General features: G+C 64.6%; 12 protein-coding genes. 5 read left to right on the top strand and 7 right to left on the bottom strand.

Going from position 1 to position 14,019, the window contains the following annotated elements:
- Positions 1-4: 4 nt before the first annotated feature.
- The 6 genes from B9Y86_RS08805 to guaB form a co-directional block, all read right to left on the bottom strand.
- A complete protein-coding gene (locus B9Y86_RS08805; RefSeq protein ID WP_085484954.1) occupies positions 5-832 on the bottom strand; it encodes an SURF1 family cytochrome oxidase biogenesis protein in 828 nt (275 codons plus the stop codon).
- Positions 829-2,274, bottom strand: a complete 1,446-nt coding sequence (locus B9Y86_RS08800; protein WP_085484952.1) for a cation:proton antiporter — start codon at positions 2,272-2,274, stop codon at positions 829-831. Before B9Y86_RS08800 ends, B9Y86_RS08805 begins: the two co-directional genes overlap by 4 nt.
- Before the next feature lie 3 nt (positions 2,275-2,277).
- Positions 2,278-2,811: a cation:proton antiporter regulatory subunit gene (locus B9Y86_RS08795; RefSeq protein ID WP_085484950.1), complete on the bottom strand. Its 534-nt coding sequence runs from the start codon at positions 2,809-2,811 to the stop codon at positions 2,278-2,280.
- 99 nt (positions 2,812-2,910) lie between these two features.
- Positions 2,911-4,641, bottom strand: a complete 1,731-nt coding sequence (locus tag B9Y86_RS08790; RefSeq protein WP_176223308.1) for a glycerol-3-phosphate dehydrogenase/oxidase — start codon at positions 4,639-4,641, stop codon at positions 2,911-2,913.
- 57 nt (positions 4,642-4,698) lie between these two features.
- Positions 4,699-5,817 (bottom strand): GuaB3 family IMP dehydrogenase-related protein, encoded by a 1,119-nt coding sequence (locus tag B9Y86_RS08785; RefSeq protein ID WP_085484948.1) that lies wholly within the window; start codon positions 5,815-5,817, stop codon positions 4,699-4,701.
- A 34-nt stretch (positions 5,818-5,851) separates the two neighbouring features.
- Positions 5,852-7,354, bottom strand: a complete 1,503-nt coding sequence (gene guaB / locus B9Y86_RS08780; RefSeq protein WP_085484946.1) for an IMP dehydrogenase — start codon at positions 7,352-7,354, stop codon at positions 5,852-5,854.
- Between the two features lie 255 nt (positions 7,355-7,609).
- Here guaB and B9Y86_RS08775 point away from each other — a divergent pair, with 255 nt between their 5' ends.
- The 5 genes from B9Y86_RS08775 to B9Y86_RS08755 are packed head-to-tail and all read left to right on the top strand — an operon-like array spanning position 7,610 to position 12,629.
- Complete coding sequence (locus tag B9Y86_RS08775) at positions 7,610-8,986, top strand: branched-chain amino acid ABC transporter permease (protein WP_085484944.1); 1,377 nt, start codon at positions 7,610-7,612, stop codon at positions 8,984-8,986.
- Positions 8,987-8,997: 11 nt separating this feature from the next.
- On the top strand, positions 8,998-9,975 hold the full coding sequence (locus B9Y86_RS08770) for a branched-chain amino acid ABC transporter permease (RefSeq protein ID WP_085484942.1): 978 nt from the start codon (positions 8,998-9,000) through the stop codon (positions 9,973-9,975).
- On the top strand, positions 9,968-10,969 hold the full coding sequence (locus B9Y86_RS08765; RefSeq protein ID WP_085484940.1) for an ABC transporter ATP-binding protein: 1,002 nt from the start codon (positions 9,968-9,970) through the stop codon (positions 10,967-10,969). Before B9Y86_RS08770 ends, B9Y86_RS08765 begins: the two co-directional genes overlap by 8 nt.
- Positions 10,966-11,736, top strand: a complete 771-nt coding sequence (locus B9Y86_RS08760) for an ABC transporter ATP-binding protein (RefSeq protein WP_085484938.1) — start codon at positions 10,966-10,968, stop codon at positions 11,734-11,736. The genes B9Y86_RS08765 and B9Y86_RS08760 overlap by 4 nt, the downstream gene beginning before the upstream one ends.
- 11 nt (positions 11,737-11,747) lie before the next feature.
- The gene (locus tag B9Y86_RS08755) at positions 11,748-12,629 is read left to right on the top strand and encodes a hypothetical protein (RefSeq protein ID WP_085484936.1); all 882 of its coding nucleotides are present in this window, start codon (positions 11,748-11,750) and stop codon (positions 12,627-12,629) included.
- Positions 12,630-12,713: 84 nt separating this feature from the next.
- Here the strand turns inward: B9Y86_RS08755 and B9Y86_RS08750 are convergent, their stop codons facing one another.
- Positions 12,714-13,982, bottom strand: coding sequence for an ABC transporter substrate-binding protein (locus B9Y86_RS08750; protein WP_085484934.1), 1,269 nt, complete (start codon positions 13,980-13,982; stop codon positions 12,714-12,716).
- Positions 13,983-14,019: the final 37 nt, after the last annotated feature.

Raw genomic sequence — 14,019 nt, 5'->3', positions numbered from 1 at the left:
GTCTCTAGTGTATTCCGTGCTCGACGAGGCTCCGGTCGTCGAGGTCGCTCTCCGCTTCCTCGAGCTCTTCCAGCTCGCGCTCCCAGGCGTCGCGGGCGAGGCGATACCAGAGGAAGACGGCGAAGCCCGCGAAGATCACCCATTCAGCGGCGTAGAAGATGTTGAGCCAGTTGAGTTCGACAGAGCGATCGGGCTCGGGCGCGGCAATGACGTCCAGCCCGTCAGGCGCCGAGCTCGAGATGACGTAGCCACCGTAGACGTCCGTCGAATCGGTGAGGGCCGTCCAGACGTTGACCAGCGCGGCCGGGCTCATGGTCGTGAGGTCGTAGTCGCCGCCCTTGGCCTTTTCAGCGTCGTCGACGGTGGGCGCGTCAGGGTCGATATAGCGCCCCTCGACCGCGACGGGGCCGGATGCGCGGGGCTGGGCAGCCAGCCTGTCGCGCACGGCGATGGCCGCGTCGCGATCGGGAGCCCACCCGAGAGCCACAGCGAGAGCCGGGGCACCGGGTTCGTCGACCGCGAGGTGCGCAATGACCCAGTATCCCGAGCGCTCTCCGTTCAGCCTGTCTGCCAGGATCCCGTAGTCGGCGGGTTCGAAGATGCCCTGGGTCTGCACTTTCTGCGCAGCCTCGACGGCGAGAACCGGCTGCTGCGGAGAAGCGACCTCCGAGAGCGGCTTCACGGTCTCGGTGGGCCGGTCATCGACCTGACCACTCGAGACGGCGCGCTCGAGTTGCCATTGGCCGAGGCCGGCGAAGATCGCGGCGATGGCGAGGGCGAGGACGAGGGCGGCGATCCATCGCGGTCGCCGCATGACGCTGAACAGGGTCAATATTCGCTGTCTCTCTCGCGCGGAGCGCGATCGCGGGGTCCGAGGTCATCGGATTGCCGCATGGCCTGCTGAATGAGGGCATCCACATCGCCCGTCACCGGTTCCTGCGAAACAGCCTGACCGCGCGGCGTCGTATCGAGTGTGGGCTCCGAATCGTCGTCCGCCCTCGGCAGCGACACGTCTTGCCCTGCGGTGACGGCGGCGACGAGCGCGATCTCTTCGTCGAGCATCGGATCGCGACTCTTCTGCGCGCCCCTCGCCTTTGCCGCGGCGGATCTGGGGCGAAGAATGAACGACGAGATCTTCTCGGAGTTCGCTGCGAGGATCGGGCCCATGATCGCCATGATCAGAACGTAGAGACCGGCGAATGGCTGGATGCGTTCGTCGAGTCCCGCAGACAACGAGAGTGTCGCGAGGATGAGGGCGAATTCTCCCCTGTTCTGCAGAATCACGCTGGCGTTGATTCCGGCACGGGGACCGAGCTTGTTCAGCCACGCCACGAACTGGCCCGCTCCGGCGTTCAAGACCACCGTCATCAGCACAGCCCCGAGAACGGGCACGATCACCGGGGCAAACTTGGTGGGATCGAGGCCGAGCCCGAAGTTGAGGAAGAAGAAGGCGCCGAAAACGTCACGCAACGGTATAGCGATGTTCTCGATGCGATTGCGGTATCTGGTCGCGCCCAACACGAGACCGATCAGGAACGCGCCGATCGCATCCGTGACACCGAGGATCTCGCCGATGCCGCCGAACATGATCGCCAGGCCGAAGAACAGGATCGTGAAGAGCTCGTCGTCTTTGGTGCGGAACAGCCGCGACACGACCCGTCCGCCCCACCGGGCCACGGTGAACATCACGATGAGGAAAAGGAACGCGATGCCCAGCTTGCCCACGACAGGCCAGATCTCCGTCTCGCCCGACAGCACGACCGACACGATCGCGAGGTAGATGGCGATGAAGATGTCTTCGACGACGGTGACGCCGAGGATCATCGGCGTCTCGGGATTGGCCAGGCGCTTGAGTTCGATGAGCAGTTTCGTGACGATCGCGCTGGAACTCGTGGCCGTGATGCCCGCCACGATGAGGGCTTCGCGCGTTCCCCATCCGAGCATGAAGCCGAACGCAAACCCCGCGCCCATGTTGAGCGCGATGTAGGAGCCGCCCGAGATGATCAGCTTTCCCGCGTTAGAGAAGAACTCGTCTTGATCGAACTCGAGACCGAGGTTGAACAGCAGCAGGACGAGGCCGAACACGGCCATGAGTTCGATGTACTCCGTGTGAACGAACTCGAGGGGGAAGAGATGGAAGTTCGGGCTCGCCAGCAGTCCGACGGCCATGTAGATCGGAATCGCGGGAAGACCGATGCTCTTGCCGAGCCGGCCGAGCACGTAGGCGATGATGAACAGGGCGCCCAGAATGAGGAGATCGGGCCCGAAGTGCATCGCCTAACGCCCGGGAGAGCCGTCGGCGGCGCCGCTCTTGGAGCGCATCTCGCCCGTGCGGAAGAAGTTGAAGGCCTTCGCGACCTTCTCGGGTGACCCGGCGACAACGAGGGTGTCGCCGGGGAAGACCTTGAAGTCGGGGGCGGGGGCGGGGTTCGCCGACTCGCCGCGCACGACGGCGACGACCGTGAGGCCGACGATGTCGCGTTCTGCCGTATTGCCCAGAGGCTGCCCTGCGATGTGGTCTTCGTAGTCGACAGTGAACCAGTCGATGCTCAGACCGGGGATCTGGTCGAGCGCCGTGAGCGACTCGGTGATCTGCGTGCCGCCCAGGAGCTCGGCGAGAGTTCGCGCCTCGTCTTCGCTGAGACGCAGCGACACCTTGGCCGCGTCTGAGGTGTTGTCTTCGTCGGAGAACGTGATCAGATCGCTGTGACCCGAGCGGTGAGCGATGACTCCGACCTTGCCGCCGTCTGCCGTGATGAAGGTGTGCAGTACACCGACGCCGGGGAGCTTGACCCGTCGGACATCGACCATGACTGAACTCCTCGGGTAGCTGCATCGTGCGGGCGGACTACCTCATTCTACCCGCGCACGGAATGGCGCGACCGCTCCGTGCGCCGGTCGAAGGAGCTACTACACCTCTGCCGCGATGTCCGGAGCCTCGAGCCGGATGCGATCGGCTGATTCGTCGTCGGGCTGCTCCTGGCTCGCACGCTCCGCCGCCACCCGGCGGAGGTAGTTCGCGACCTCCCGCTCGATGCGAGCTTCGTCCCAGCCGAGCACTCCGGCCATGAGTCGGGCCGCGACCGGCGCCGCAGAGACTCCCCTGTCCCATGCCTCGATCGAGATGCGAGTTCGACGCGCGAGCACGTCTTCGAGATGCAGGGCGCCTTCGTGACTGGCAGCGTAGACGACCTCGGCCGCGAGGTAGTCGTCGGCGCCCGGAAGGGGTTCGGCGAGTTCAGGGTTCGACGAGATGAGATCGAGCAGTTCGTCGGTCAGCGTGCCGAAGCGGTTGAGCAGGTGCTCGATACGCACGGTGTGCACACCGAACTTGCGGGCGATCTTGCTGCGCTTGTTCCACGCGGCCTGGTAGCCCTCCGCACCGAGCAGCGCGATGTCCTCGGTGACGCTTCCGGCGATCTTGCCGTCGAGCGCAGAGACAGCGGCGTCGATCGCGTCTTTGGCCATCACACGGTAGGTGGTCCACTTGCCACCGGCGATCACGACGAGGCCCGGAACCGAGTGCGCGACGAGGTGTTCGCGCGACAGCTTCGACGTTTGGTCACTCTCTCCGGCAAGCAGCGGACGAAGGCCCGCGTAGACACCCTCGACGTCGTCGCGGGTGAGGGGCACGTTCAGCACCGTGTTGACGTGCTCGAGCACATAGTCGATGTCGGCCGCGGTCGCGGCGGGGTGAGCCTTGTCGAGGTGCCAGTCGGTGTCCGTAGTACCCACCAGCCAGTGCCGACCCCACGGGATGACGAAGAGCACGCTCTTCTCCGTGCGCAGAAGCAGTCCCATGGAGGACTGGAACCGGTCGCGCGGCACGACGAGGTGGATGCCCTTCGACGCCCGCACCTTGAATTGTCCGCGTTCTCCGACCATCGCCTGGGTGTCGTCGGTCCAGACCCCCGTGGCGTTGACGACCTGCTTCGCGCGAATGTCGAACTTCTCACCGGTCTGCAGGTCGTGGGCATGAACCCCGACGACCCGCTGCCCGACCTTGATGAATCCCTCGACGCGCACCCGGCTCGCCGCGTGGGCTCCGTAGAACGACGCGGTGCGCACGACGGAGGCGCCGTAGCGCGCATCGTCGACCTGCGCGTCGTAGTACGTGATGCCACCGATGAGTGCGTCGTGAGCCATACTCGGGATCGCGCGCTGAACCTGGCCGCGGGTGAGGTGGCGGTGGTGGGGAACGCCGGGCGGGCGGCCTCCGGTATAGGAGAAGAGGTCGTACAGCACCATGCCGGCGCCGATGTAGAAGCGGTCAATGAAACGGCGCTTGAGCGGAATGAGGAAGCGCACAGGCTTGACGAGGTGCGGGGCGATGCGCTGCAGCAGGAGGCCGCGCTCGATCAGGGCTTCGCGCACGAGGCGGAAGTTGAGCTGTTCGAGGTAGCGAACACCGCCGTGCACCAGCTTCGAAGAGCGCGAACTCGTTCCACTCGACCAGTCGCGGGCTTCGACGATTCCGACGCGGAGTCCGCGGGTCGCAGCATCGAGTGCGGCGCCTGCGCCGACGATGCCTCCGCCCACGACCAGAATGTCGAGTTCTTTGTTCTTCAGTGCCTCGATCGCGGCTTCACGTTCTTCGGGGCCCAGCTTCGTAGACCTGGACACACTGTTCGCTTCAGCCATTTTCAGGCCTCCTCGTCATAGAGAATCGGTGGCCTCAGTTTACCCGGAGGCTATCGATCAGTGGGCGAGATACGGCGCGACGACCACGTCGATGCGCTGGAATTCCTTGAGGTCGGAGTATCCCGTCGTCGCCATCGAGCGTCGAAGCGCACCCATGAGGTTGGCCGTTCCGTCGGCGACGGGCGACGGACCGTTGAGGATCTCCTCGAGCGGCGCGACCTGGCCGACGTGCACCCGGTTGCCGCGGGGAAGCTGAGTGTGATGAGCCTCGCTGCCCCAGTGGTAGCCGCCACCGGGCGCGTCTGTCGCGCGAGCCAGGGCGGTGCCCAGCATCACAGCGTCTGCGCCGACCGAGATGGCCTTCACGATGTCGCCCGAGGTGCCGAGGCCACCATCGGCGATGACGTGCACGTAGCGTCCGCCCGACTCGTCCATGTAGTCGCGGCGTGCACCGGCGACATCGGCGACAGCGGTGGCCATGGGGGCGTGGATGCCGAGGGTTGCTCGGGTGGTCGAGGCGGCTCCCCCGCCGAAACCGACGAGCACTCCGGCAGCGCCGGTGCGCATGAGGTGCAGAGCGGCCGTGTAGGTCGCGGCACCTCCGACGATGACAGGAACGTCGAGCTCGTAGATGAACTTCTTGAGGTTGAGCGGTTCGGTGCTCTTCGAGACGTGCTCCGCCGACACGGTCGTTCCACGGATCACGAAGAGGTCGACGCCCGCGGCGACGACCGTCTCGTAGAGCTCCTGCGTGCGTTGCGGCGACAGGGCGGCAGCGACGGTGACGCCCGCGGCCCGGATCTCGGCGAGGCGGGCCGTGACGAGTTCGGGTTTGATCGGCTCGGCGTAGATCTCGCGCATGCGCGCCGTGGACGTTGCCGCATCGAGCGAACGGATCTCTTCGAGGATCGGCTCGGGGTTCTCATAGCGTGTCCACACGCCCTCGAGGTCGAGCACCCCGAGGCCTCCGAGCTGCCCCATACGGATGGCCGTGGCCGGTGAGACCACGGAATCCATGGGCGCCGCCAGCACGGGCATCTCGAAGTGATAGGCGTCGATCGTCCAGTTGATCGAGACATCCTGCGGGTCGCGGGTGCGCCGCGAGGGCACCACCGCGATGTCGTCGAATGCGTAGACGCGACGGCCCCGCTTGTTGCGGCCGATTTCGATTTCCATACTCACCCGACAACCCTACCGGTCGAGCGAGAGGCTACCTGCGGTAGTTCGGCGCCTCGACGACCATCTGCACATCGTGGGGGTGCGACTCCTTGAGGCCCGCTGCCGTGATCCGCACGAAGCGCCCCTTCTCTTTGAGTTCGGCGATCGTGCGTGCACCCGTATAGAACATCGACTGGCGAAGACCTCCGGCGAGCTGGTAGGCGACGCTGGCCAGAGGACCCCGGTAGGGAACCTGGCCTTCGATGCCTTCGGCGATGAGCTTGTCGTCGCTCGGTACGTCTGACTGGAAGTACCGGTCTTTGGAGTACGACGTCTTCTCACCGCGCGTCTGCAGTGCGCCGAGCGAGCCCATGCCCCGGTAGTTCTTGTACTGCTTGCCATTGACGAACACGAGATCGCCCGGGCTCTCGTCGCAGCCGGCGAGAAGCGATCCGAGCATTACCGTGTCGGCACCGGCGACCAGGGCCTTGGCGATGTCGCCCGAGTACTGCAGGCCGCCGTCGGCGATCACCGGGATGCCGTGCGGCTTGGCCGCCAGCGATGCTTCGTAGACGGCCGTCACCTGCGGCACGCCCACACCCGCGACGACGCGCGTGGTGCAGATCGACCCCGGACCGACACCGACCTTGATCGCGTCGGCACCGGCATCCACGAGCGCCTGGGCGCCGGAGCGGGTCGCGACGTTGCCGCCGATGATGTCGACGGCCTCGAAGGCGCTGTCGCGCTTCAGACGACGGATGATGTCGAGCACTCCGGCACTGTCGCCATTGGCGGTGTCGACAACGATCACGTCGACGCCCGCTTCGAGCAGGCTCGTGGCTCGCTGCCACGCATCGCCGAAGAATCCGATGGCAGCGCCGACACGCAGGCGGCCCGCCGGGTCTTTGGTCGCGTTCGGGTACTTCTCGCTCTTGTCGAAGTCCTTGACCGTGATGAGACCGGTGAGTCGGCCCTGCTCGTCGACGATGGGCAGCTTCTCGATCTTGTGCTGAGCGAAGATCGCAATGGCGTCGTCGGGGTCGATGCCCTGGCGCCCCGTGATGAGAGGAGCCTTCGTCATCACGTCGCGAACCAGAGTGGTGGCCTTCTCGAACGGCGAGACGAAGCGCATATCGCGATTCGTGATGATTCCGACGAGAACGCCGGCCTGGTCGACGACAGGCAGACCCGAGACACGGAAGTGACCGCAGAGCGCATCGACCTCGGCGACGGTCGCGTCGGCTGTGGTGGTGACGGGATCGGTCACCATGCCTGATTCGCTGCGCTTGACGAGATCGACCTGGCTCGCCTGATCGGCGATCGACAGATTGCGATGCAGGATGCCGAGGCCGCCCTGCCTGGCCATGGCGACGGCCATGCGCGACTCGGTGACAGTGTCCATCGCCGCGCTGAGGAGAGGGGTCGAGACTTCGATGCGACGTGTCAGCCTCGATGAGGTGTCCGCCTCGCTCGGAATGACGTCGGTGTGGCCCGGCAGGAGCATCACGTCGTCATACGTCAATCCGATAAAACCAAAGGGATCCGCCTGGTCCAAATGACACCTCGCCTCGTAGGAAAAAATCTCTTGTCCAGAGTAACGGTTAGGCGCCCGCGTTATTCCGGTGTAAGAAAGTACCTGCGCGCCCCGAGGTTTCTTCTCCGTCGAAACATGGAGGCAACAAACGGGCGCTATGTTCTAGCAACGTCGCTCGACCATAGATACGGAGCCCGGATACGTCCGAGGCTTCCCACAGGAGGTGCACCCTTGCTCGCTGGCATAAGACCCGGGCAGTCGGCTCGATTGATCGCGATGCTCATCGCGTCTGTCGTTCTCTGTCTATCCGTCGTCCTCGGAGGATCCGCCCTCGGCGCATCAGCTGCTGAGACGACCGCTTCCACATCCACCGCAACCGAGCAATCGATCCTGGTCTGGGTGCGCACCGACGCAGACAAAGTCGGTGTGCCAAACGTTTCGATCAGCGTCGACGGCGATGGCGGCGCTGAAACGGGGGTCACCGGCGCAGACGGCAAGGCCGTCATCCCCGTAAGTGAACCCGGTACCTACACGGTCACCATCGACGAAGACGCCCTCCCGGCCGAGACCGGCTATCCACGCCCGTCGACGAACCCGGCAAAGGTCGAGGTGTTCGAGGGCAATACAGAGGTGCCCGCCATCTTCTTCCTGTCGCCCGACAACGCGAAGGGCGCGGTCGCCGCCCCCTCCGACGAGTCGACCTCCACGCCGACGCCCGGCGCGACCGGCGACGCTGGAGCGGGCACCACGACCGCTCCGGTCACGGTCGACACCTTCTGGCTGCGATTCTGGCCGCAGCTGGTCACCGGCCTGATCTTCGGTCTGCTGATCGCACTCGCGGCCATCGGTGCATCCCTTATCTATGGAACGACAGGACTCAACAACTTCGCCCACGGCGAGCTGGTGACCTTCGGCGCTCTGATGGCCTACCTGTTCTCCGGAGTCATGGGGCTGCCGGCCGTCATCGCGATCCCTGCGGCGATGATCCTCGGCGGGCTGTTCGGATGGGCGCAGGATGCCGGCATCTGGCGGCCTCTCCGCAAGCGCGGCCTCGGTCTGATCCCGATGATGATCGTCACCATCGGACTCTCGCTCGCGCTGCGCTACGTGTTCGTTCTTCTCTTCGGGCCCGACCGTCTCACCCTTCCCAACAGCACGAAGCCCTTCCTCGTGATCGGGTCGGTCAGCCTGAAGTTCACCGACGTGGCGGGCGCGGTCATAGCGATCGTCGTCATCCTGGGTGTTGCTCTGGTGCTCACGAAGACCAAGATCGGCAAGGCCATGCGCGCCGTGTCCGACAACCGTGCCCTGGCCTCGGCCTCGGGCATCAACGTCGAGCGGGTCATTCGAGTCGTGTGGGTCGGTTCGGGTGCGCTCGCAGCTCTGGCCGGCGTCTACGTGGGTTACTACCAGTCGCTCCGCTGGGACACCGGAGCGTCGATCCTGCTGCTGATCTTCGCGGCGATCACACTCGGTGGCCTCGGTTCGGCCTATGGCGCGCTCGTGGGAGCCGTGATCATCGGCCTCATCATGAACCTGTCGACGCTCTGGATCCCGGAGAACCTCAAGTTCGTCGCCCCGCTCGTGCTCATGATCATCATCCTGCTCGTTCGGCCCCAGGGCATCCTGGGCCGTAAAGAGCGCGTCGGCTAGGGAAGGTCCTTATGAACGGCAATTTCATCTGGCTCACAATCGGGCAGATATTCGACCCCACCGTGGCGGCATACGCCTTGGCCACGATCGGCCTCGTGATCCACTTCGGTTTCACCGGCCTCCTCAACTTCGGGCAGGCGGGCTTCATGGCCGTCGGCGGCTACGCGTTCGCGATCACATCGGTCATCTACGATTGGCCGCTGTGGGCGTCGTTCCTCGCCGCTATCCTGGCGGCCACCGTCTTCGCTCTCATCCTCGGTATACCCACGCTGAGACTCAGGGCTGACTATCTGAGTATCGTGACCATCGCTGCCGCGGAGATCATCCGGCTATCCGTGAAGACGCCGGAGTTCTCCGACGTCACGGGCGGTTCGGAGGGCATCAACGGCGCAGCCCGCGCGTTCAACGACGTGAATCCCCTTCCCGAGGGCCGATGGGGCCTGATGGGCACTCCCCTGGTCTACAACCAGGACCAGTGGTGGGTCCGCATCGTGGGCTGGGGCCTCGTCGCGCTCGCCTGTCTGCTCGTCTTCCTTCTGATGCGCAGTCCGTGGGGCCGGGTCATCATGGGTATCCGCGAAGACGAAGACGCCGTGCGCTCGCTCGGCAAGAACGTCTTCTCCTACAAGATCCAGGCGCTGATCCTCGGTGGCGTGCTCGGTGGTCTTGCCGGAGTCGTCTTCATCCTGCCGCGGTCTCTACAACCCGATAACTACGGCACCCAGCTGACGTTCTTCCTCTACACGATCATGCTGCTCGGTGGAGCAGCGACCGTCTTCGGGCCGGTCGTGGGATCGATACTCTTCTGGGTCACACTGTCGCTCACCGACGGGCTCCTCAGCCTCGGCATCGAAGCCGGAGTCCTCCCGCTCACGACGACCCAGACCGGTCCGATCCGATTCATCATCGTCGGCGTCGCTCTGATGCTCCTCGTGATATTCCGTCCGCAAGGAATCTTCGGCAAGAAGAAGGATCTGCACTTTGCCTGAAAAAACTCTCGTATCCGACATCACAGACGATGTGATCGTTCCGGGCGTCAAGAAGAAAGACCCCATCGTCGTCGCGCACGCAGTGAGCCGTCGCTTCGGCGGTCTCACGGCCGTCGACGTGGCCCACCTCGAGATCCCGCGTGGTTCGATCACCGCTCTCATCGGCCCGAACGGCGCCGGCAAGACGACGTTCTTCAACCTGCTCACCGGCTTCGACAAGCCGAACACGGGCAACTGGACGTTCAAAGGCAAGAGCCTCGCGGGTGTTCCGGCATTCAAGGTCTCCCGCATGGGCATGGTTCGCACGTTCCAGCTCACGAAGGCGCTGAGCGGAATGACCGTTCTCGAGAACATGCGTCTGGGCGCCACGAAGCAGGGCGGGGAGAACATCTTCATCTCTCTCTTCAAGCCGCTGTGGAAGGCCAAAGAAGATGAGATCACCGAGCGTGCGATGCAGCTGTTGGCCAAGTTCAAGCTCGACACCAAGAAAGACGACTACGCGTCGAGCCTGTCCGGCGGGCAGAAGAAGCTGCTCGAAATGGCCCGCGCTCTGATGTCGAGCCCCGAACTGGTGATGCTCGATGAGCCGATGGCCGGGGTCAACCCAGCACTCACCCAGTCGCTGTTGGGACACATCGTCAACCTGAAAGACGAGGGCATGACCGTGCTCTTCGTCGAGCACGACATGCACATGGTCAACACGATCGCCGACTGGGTGGTCGTGATGGCGGAGGGCAAGGTCGTAGCCGAAGGCCCCCCGTCTACCGTGATGTCCGATCCCGCCGTGATCGATGCCTACCTCGGCGCCCACCACGCGAGCGACCTCGGCACCATCGAGGGCCAGCTCGAGGTGGCGGAGGAGATGGAATCCGACCTGATCCGCTCCGAGGTGGAACAGGATGCGGAGGCGGCCGGCATAGCCGTGCCGACCCACGAGCCCGCGCACAGCACCGATGCCGCGTCGACCCCGGTCGACGGAGAGGAAAAAAAGTGAGCACCGAGACCGATCGCGTCCTCGTCACCAAGGAGCTCTTCGCCGGATACGTTCCAGGCGTGAACATCCTCAACGGCTCCAACGTCTATGTGAAGCGCGGGGAGCTCGTCGGCATCATCGGCCCCAACGGTGCCGGCAAGTCCACACTGCTCAAGGCGATCTTCGGCCTCGTGAACATCCGCAGCGGCTCCGTCGAACTGAACGGTGAGGACATCACCGGGCTGAAGGCAGACAAGCTGGTCTCCAAGGGCGTGGGCTTCGTGCCTCAGAACAACAACGTCTTTCCCTCGCTCACCATCGAAGAGAACCTCGAGATGGGCATGTATCAGAAGCCCAAACTCTTCAAGACACGTCTAGCGTTCGTCGAAGATCTGTTTCCCGAGCTGTCGAAGCGACTCAAGCAGCGCGCCGGGTCTCTCTCGGGAGGCGAGCGGCAGATGGTCGCCATGTCGAGGGCACTGATGATGGACCCGAGCATGCTCCTCCTCGATGAGCCGAGTGCAGGCCTCTCCCCCATGCGCCAGGACGAGACCTTCGTGAACGTGCAGCGCATCAACCGTGCCGGCGTCTCGATCATGATCGTCGAGCAGAATGCCCGTCGCGCGCTACAGATCTGTGATCGCGGCTACGTGCTCGATCAGGGCAAGGACGCGTACGAGGGCCCTGGCCGCGAACTGATGAATGACCCCAAGGTCATCGAGCTCTACCTCGGCACTCTCGCCACGACGAACGAGGTCACCACCTCGACGCCGACGGTGGGTGGCTGACGACCCGCACCATGAAGAGGCCCAGTACCCGAGGCCCACGCATCGCCCTCTCGGGCGTCGTGGCGGCCGGGGTGCTGGGCCTCTCCGCGTGCCAGGCAGCACCGCCGCTCGAGGCGCTCCCCGATGGTGTGACCGTCGGCATCCATCAGAATCGCGACGACTACGGCCCCCGGCGCCTCGAGATCTCCGTCACCAACGACGGCGAGGACGAGATCACGGTCACCCGCGCGACCCTGGAGAGCGCCGTCTTCGCGGCGGACACGTCGACGGAGCGCAGCTCGGAAATACCGACGGGCGTGACGCGCGACCTGAAGGTGACGCTCGAAGACACCGTGTGCGCCCCAGGAACAGCTGAAGACACTCGTGTGAGGCTCCAGTTTCGGATGCCGGATGGGCAGTCCGGAGAGGCCGTCGTGACGCCCGGCGACGCCTTCGGCGCCATCGCGCGCGTGCACGCGCAAGACTGCCTCGAGGAGACCACCCTCTCGATCGTCGACATCGTGCCGTCTGAAACGCTGCGCGTGGTGGATGTCGCCGGCACCCCGACCGCCCAGCTCGACGTCGCGATCACGCCTCGCGCATCATCGGGCGCGGCTGGAACAGTGACGGTGGAATCACTCGGGCGCACCGTGCTGATCAGGCCGCCCGCGACCGACTTCTGGCCGGTGGGCAAAACGTTCTCTGCTCAGAGTGATCCCGCCCTGGTCACGCTCGACATCGTGCCGAACAACTGCAACACGCACACGGTCGCTGAAGACAAGCGCGGAACGTTCTTTCCGGTACAGGTCTCGACGAGTCAGGGCGGCACCGGCACGTTCTACGTGGGCGTCAGCGACGCAGTGCGCGGCCAGATCTACGACTACATCGCTCATGACTTCTGTCGCTGGAGCTGACGACGACGCCTCTGAGGCGTCCTGAAGCATAAACGAAGGGGCCCGGTCCGAAGACCGAGCCCCTCGCTACTCCTCTTCGAGGAATTAGTCGAGCTTGCCGAAGACCTGCTCTTCGAACGACGTCTTGTTGCCGGTCGAGTACTTGTAGATCGAGACGTAGGCCTCGGTCGGGTCACCGTTCTTGTCGAAGGTGATCGGACCGGAGATGCCGTCGTAGTCGATGTCAGTGCCGTCCTTGATCAGCTTGGCGCAGTCCTTGAACGACTCGCACTTGGTGCCCTTTTCAGAGACCGCCTGCAGGTTGTCCTTGATGGTCGCGCCGTCGGTCGCGCCGCCCTGAAGGGAGGCCAGAGCCAGCAGCGTTGTCGCGTCGTAGGACTCGGCCGCGTAGCTGAACACGGTCAGCGGGTCGCTGCCCTGATCCTTGACGAGTGCCTGCAGCTTCTCCTGGAACTCGGCCTTGGCCTCGACACCGGGGTTGGTGAACTGCGCGCCGGCGATGTCGACGTTGGTGTCCTTGTCGGTGATCACGCCGTAGTTTCCGTCAGCTCCGTAGAGCTTCGAGAAGTCGAAGCCCTTGGCTGCGAGCTGCTCGGCGATGGTCTTGATCTCGTCGAACGAGATGACGACCAGCGCGTCGGGGTCGGTGGCGAGAACGCTCGTGAGCGCCGAGTTGAAGTCGGTGGAAGCCGGCTCGAAGGTCTCTTCTGCGCCGACCTTCGCTCCGCCGGCCTCGAGGGCCTCCTTGACGTTCTTCTCAAGACCGGTGCCGTAGGCGTCGTTCATGTAGAGGATCGAGACGTTGGTCTTGCCGTCCTTGACGATCTTGTTTCCGAGGATACGACCCTGGAGAACGTCGGACGGGGCGGTGCGCCAGTAGTATCCGTCGTCTTCGTACGACGTGAAGTCGGGCGAGGTGTTGGCGGGCGAGATCTGAACGACACCGGCCTGGGTGACCTGATCGATGAACGTCTTCGAGACGCCCGAGGAGGCCGCACCGATGACGGCGGAGACACCGTCGGCGATGAGCGAGGTGGCCGACTGCGTTGCGATGTCGGTCGTGGTGTCGCCCGAGTCCTTCTGCGTGACGTCGATCGAGATGCCGGCCTTGGCATCGTTGATGTCTTTCGCGGCAAGGTCGACGCCCGCGATCTCGGGCGGGCCGAGCACGGCGAGCGTACCGGTCTGCGGAAGAATCGTGCCGATCTTGAGGGACAGGTCACCGGAGTCGCTGCCGCCGCTGGTCGAGCCGCTCGAGCAGCCGACGAGAACGAGCGCGCTGATTCCCAGAATGGCCGCGCCACCGAGGGTGGTCTTCAGCGACCGGGAACCGGTCTTGGCGAATACGCCCATGATGCTCCTTGAATGTGATTGTTTTGTGGTGCACGGC

The organism is Agreia pratensis (genome assembly GCF_900177685.1).
Taxonomy (GTDB): Bacteria; Actinomycetota; Actinomycetes; order Actinomycetales; family Microbacteriaceae; genus Agreia; species Agreia pratensis.
This window is presented reverse-complemented; position numbering and strand designations above follow the sequence as displayed.

What these genes read in the sequence shown, in the direction of transcription:
- B9Y86_RS08800 (WP_085484952.1), bottom strand. Translation starts at nt 2,274, where the DNA reads ATGCACTTCGGGCCCGATCTCCTCATTCTGGGCGCCCTGTTCATCATC.
- B9Y86_RS08795 (WP_085484950.1), bottom strand. Translation starts at nt 2,811, where the DNA reads ATGGTCGATGTCCGACGGGTCAAGCTCCCCGGCGTCGGTGTACTGCAC.
- B9Y86_RS08790 (WP_176223308.1), bottom strand. Translation starts at nt 4,641, where the DNA reads ATGGCTGAAGCGAACAGTGTGTCCAGGTCTACGAAGCTGGGCCCCGAA.
- B9Y86_RS08785 (WP_085484948.1), bottom strand. Translation starts at nt 5,817, where the DNA reads ATGGAAATCGAAATCGGCCGCAACAAGCGGGGCCGTCGCGTCTACGCA.
- B9Y86_RS08775 (WP_085484944.1), top strand. Translation starts at nt 7,610, where the DNA reads ATGCTCATCGCGTCTGTCGTTCTCTGTCTATCCGTCGTCCTCGGAGGA.
- B9Y86_RS08770 (WP_085484942.1), top strand. Translation starts at nt 8,998, where the DNA reads ATGAACGGCAATTTCATCTGGCTCACAATCGGGCAGATATTCGACCCC.
- B9Y86_RS08755 (WP_085484936.1), top strand. Translation starts at nt 11,748, where the DNA reads ATGAAGAGGCCCAGTACCCGAGGCCCACGCATCGCCCTCTCGGGCGTC.
- B9Y86_RS08750 (WP_085484934.1), bottom strand. Translation starts at nt 13,982, where the DNA reads ATGGGCGTATTCGCCAAGACCGGTTCCCGGTCGCTGAAGACCACCCTC.